The sequence below is a fragment of the Bacteroidota bacterium genome (genome assembly GCA_030706565.1).
Classification (GTDB): Bacteria; Bacteroidota; Bacteroidia; order Bacteroidales; family JAUZOH01; genus JAUZOH01.
In genome coordinates this window covers 1-4085 of sequence record JAUZOH010000342.1, presented here as the reverse complement: position 1 = coordinate 4085, position 4085 = coordinate 1, and the positions used below count along the sequence as shown (strand labels likewise).

The 4085-nt window shown below is 38.5% G+C and carries 4 protein-coding genes; 2 read left to right on the top strand and 2 right to left on the bottom strand.

The genetic code is table 11. The features are described from left to right. On the bottom strand, positions 1-179 hold a 179-nt coding region (locus Q8907_13730; protein MDP4275331.1), incomplete at its 3' end, for a 1-(5-phosphoribosyl)-5-amino-4-imidazole-carboxylate carboxylase. Positions 180-270: 91 nt separating this feature from the next. Continuing rightward, a complete protein-coding gene (gene larC / locus Q8907_13725) occupies positions 271-1575 on the bottom strand; it encodes a nickel pincer cofactor biosynthesis protein LarC (GenBank protein ID MDP4275330.1) in 1305 nt (434 codons plus the stop codon). 301 nt (positions 1576-1876) lie between these two features. Between larC and Q8907_13720 the strand changes: the two genes are divergently transcribed. Together Q8907_13720 and Q8907_13715 are read left to right on the top strand one after the other, a co-directional pair. Further along, complete coding sequence (locus Q8907_13720; protein ID MDP4275329.1) at positions 1877-2803, top strand: DUF362 domain-containing protein; 927 nt, start codon at positions 1877-1879, stop codon at positions 2801-2803. Positions 2804-2827: 24 nt separating this feature from the next. After that, positions 2828-4085, top strand: a 1258-nt coding sequence (locus Q8907_13715) for a 4Fe-4S binding protein (GenBank protein ID MDP4275328.1), incomplete at its 3' end; no start/stop codon positions are given.

Genomic DNA, 4085 nt, shown 5'->3' with positions numbered 1-4085 from the left:
GTTTTCCCTGAAGAAAAGATTACTTCCGGATAACCGGTCCGTATTTCGCGGTGATTATCTATTTTGGCAAATCCCATATCTTTAAAAGGCAGGTCTTTTAATTTTTCTACTGCCGTGTCGACCTGAATTTCGCCTGCTTTTACCTGTTCCAGAAGGTCTTTTAATAAATCCAAATTCATATTATTTTGATGATTATATTTTTGACTTTATTTATTATTCTTTTACCCGAACGAATATACCCACTGATCCTTTTGTTGAAAAATTAATTTCTCATTTATTCAATCCTTCGGTCATTCTTTTGACCTCTTCATATACTTCACGAATGGCTACCTGATGCTGTATGGCAGCATTTTTGCAGTCTTCATATTCGGGTTTCTGTTTTATTACAGAATCGCGATAAAATGCTTTTTTTACCCGGATCGGACCATATTTCGTTTCCACCGTTAAATGTTCTCTTTTTAATGTTTGACGGGATACAGGATAGGCTCGTAATCCCAATGTGGTGGTTTCTGTTAACAATATTTCTGAAATTTTATCCCGGTTGGTTTGATCACATAAGACGGACAGGACAGAAGCCGGACGGTTTTTTTTCATGAGGGCAGGTAGAATGAAGACATCCAATGCTCCAGCTTCAAAAAGCCTGTCCATCACAAAATCATATAACTCGGGGTTCATATCGTCAAGGTTACATTCTATCATCATTGTATTTTCATTTTCGGCAGACGGCTGACCAGATTTGCTTTCCTCGCTTAAGTTTTTAGTGGAAGGAGTATCTGCAAGAAGCACCCTCAGGACATTAGGGATATCGGTATCTCTGTGTCCGATTCCATAACCGGTTTTTAAAATGGTAAAAAACGGTTTGTCAGAAAATTCCTGCACATTATTGGCAATAATGGTTGCTCCGGTAGGTGTAGTAGTTTCAAAAGGAACAGCCCCTGTTTTGACCGGAATGCCTTTCATGATTTCAACTGTGGCCGGAGCAGGAACAGGAAAAGTTCCATGTGCGCAGTCTACGAATCCGCCTCCCAACTCAACGGTAGAACTCATGATTTTATCAACTTTTAAAAAATCGAAACATATTGCAGCTCCGACAATATCAATAATTGAATCAACGGCTCCGACTTCGTGAAAATGAACTTCAGAAAGAGGCTTTCCATGAATTTTTGATTCAGCTTCGGCTACCTTTTTAAACATTTTCAAACTTAATGTTTTAACCGCTTCGTTAAGCCCGCTTGCCCTGATGATTTGTTCTATATCCGATAGGTTCCTCTGATGATGACTGTCATCATGATCATGATGATGGTGATGATCATGATGCGAACTCCATTTTACCGGCAAAAGATGAAAGTGATGATGATGGGTATGAACATGTTGGGGCTCGTCAGTGATTACATCTACTTTTGTCCCTTCAATACCTTTCCGTTTATCTCTGGATATTTTAATTTCATAGCCGGAAAGTGCAAGTTTTGACAGCTCGGACTTTAGATAATCAGGATTGACACCCAGATCGATCATGGCTGCCAGGTTCATATCTCCACTTATTCCGGAAAAACAATCATAATAAAGAATTTTCATTTTTGTCAGGTGTGTTTTTTCCAATTTTTATCCCCAGGCAGCAAAGATAACCTGAACAAGGACAAGAACGGGTAATTTCTCTAAGTTAAAAACAATAAAAATCTTAAACTTTTGTTATTCATTAATTATATTTAAACTAATCTGTAAAGGTAATATTTTTGTACATAATCATTTTTCATATCAGTAAACAGAAAATAAAGGCTTCAGGGAGATAAATTTTTCCGGCAAAATGCTCAGCATATAGATTATGTTGTATTTTTGTGGTTACTTGACTATTAAAATTTACCCAAAATTTAATTTTATGGAAAGACGTGATTTTATTAAAAAAAGTGTTGGAACAGGTTTGTTGACTGGTTCTGCTTTGATTTTTTCAAATATGGGTGAGGTGATGGCTGAAACCGCACCTCGTAGTAAGCGTTTGGCGTATGATTTGGTGGCGGTGAAAGGTGGAGAACCTGAGATCATGTTCGACATGGCTATTGCCGCTCTTGGCGGAATGAAAAATTTCGTAAAAAAAGGGCAGACTGTGGTTGTCAAACCTAATATTGGTTGGGACGCGCCACCTGAAAGAGGTTCCAATACAAATCCCAAGCTGGTAGGACGTATTGTAAAACGTTGCTATGAAGCCGGTGCTAAAGAAGTTTATGTCTTCGATAATTCTTGCGACGAATGGACCAAAAGTTACCGGAATAGTGGGATAGAAGAGGCAGTCAAAGCTGCAGGTGGAAAAATGGTTACCGGCAAGAGTGAAAGTATGTATAAGGAAGTGAGCATTCCTCGCGGTAAAAATCTGAAATCAGCCAGGGTGCATGAATTAATTGTCAATTGTGACGTATTTATCAACGTCCCGGTATTGAAACATCATGGAGGTAGCACCGTTACTGCAGGAATGAAAAATATGATGGGTGTGGTCTGGGACAGAAGATTTTGGCATAAAAATGATTTACACCAATGTATTGCCGATTTTGCCACGTATAGAAGGCCTAATCTTACAGTGTTGGATGCTTACCGGGTTATTAAAAAAAATGGCCCCAAAGGAGTATCTGTAGGTGATGTTTCATTGATGAAATCATTGTTGGTTTCTCCTGATATAGTTGCAATTGATGCTGCAGGAGCCAAAATGTTTGGTGTCGAACCCCATGAAGTGAAGTATATTCCTTTAGCTCATGAGGCAGGAGTAGGAAACAGCAACACCGATAGTCTTAGAATTAAACGAATTAAAATCTAATCACGGAATTAACTTCAGACATTCATGTTTCAACGTCATTTAAAAAAATTAAGGGTAGTTACAGGTCTGCTTTTCTTCTTATTTACTGCATTTATATTTCTTGATTTCAGAAATATATTGACTTCAGCTCAGTTCAAAGGTATCCTTTTTTTGCAATTTGTGCCTTCATTGATCAAATTTGTCAATTTGCTGAGCCTGGCATCTGCCGGTTTTATTATCATACTGCTGCTTACTGCACTGTGTGGCCGGGTGTATTGTTCGGCTATTTGCCCATTGGGTATTTTTCAGGATATGGTTTCGTTTATTTCCAGGATATTCAGAAAGAAAAAAAAATCTTTCCATTTTTCTCAACCCTGGACCAAACTGAGATATACGATTCTTGCTCTTACCGTTCTATCCCTTCTGGCCGGAAGTACTTTTGTTCTGGGGCTTTTAGATCCGTATAGCAATTTTGGAAGATTTGTTTCTGATTTTGTACGCCCGTTATTTATTAAATTAAACAATGGAATAGCTTCAATTTTGGAGAAAAGAGATATTTTTTTCCTCTATCCGGTTGATTTGGTCAAGGTTAATTTGCTGACCTTTATTTTTCCTGCATTGATGCTTATTCTGTTGATTGTTTTATCATTCGGGCGGGGAAGATTATACTGCAACACGGTTTGTCCGGTGGGCTCATTACTGGGCTTATTGTCCAAAATTTCGTTTTTCAAAATTAAGATCAATACCACCAGCTGTACTCAATGTGGAAAATGTTCAAAAGTCTGCAAATCAGAATGTATCAATATCAAAGATCAAAGTGTTGATTTTAGCCGTTGTGTGGATTGTTTTAATTGTCTTGCAGCATGTCCTGAAAATGCTATCAGGTTAAATCTTGTCCCCCATAAGGCAATAGCCGTTGTGCCTGAAGTGGAAACCACAGGCAATGAGCGGAGGGCATTTCTGGCAAAGTCACTCGCATTAACTGTGGGCGCTGCAGGTTTGTCTTCTTTGGCTTTTTCACAAAGCAAAGCTGAAACTTCTGTTAAAAAAAATGTGGTTTGTCCTCCGGGATCAAAAGGGATAAAGCATTTCACTGATACCTGTACTTCCTGTCATTTATGTGTAAGTGCTTGCCCTACGAAAGTTTTACAACCTGCTTTCATGGAATATGGCATCTTGGGAATGATGCAGCCAAGGATGGATTACAGTACAAGTTTTTGTAATTACGATTGTACCTTGTGCAGCGAAGTTTGCCCAACTGGAGCTATTCAACAGCTTACAAAGGAAGTAAAACAACAAACCC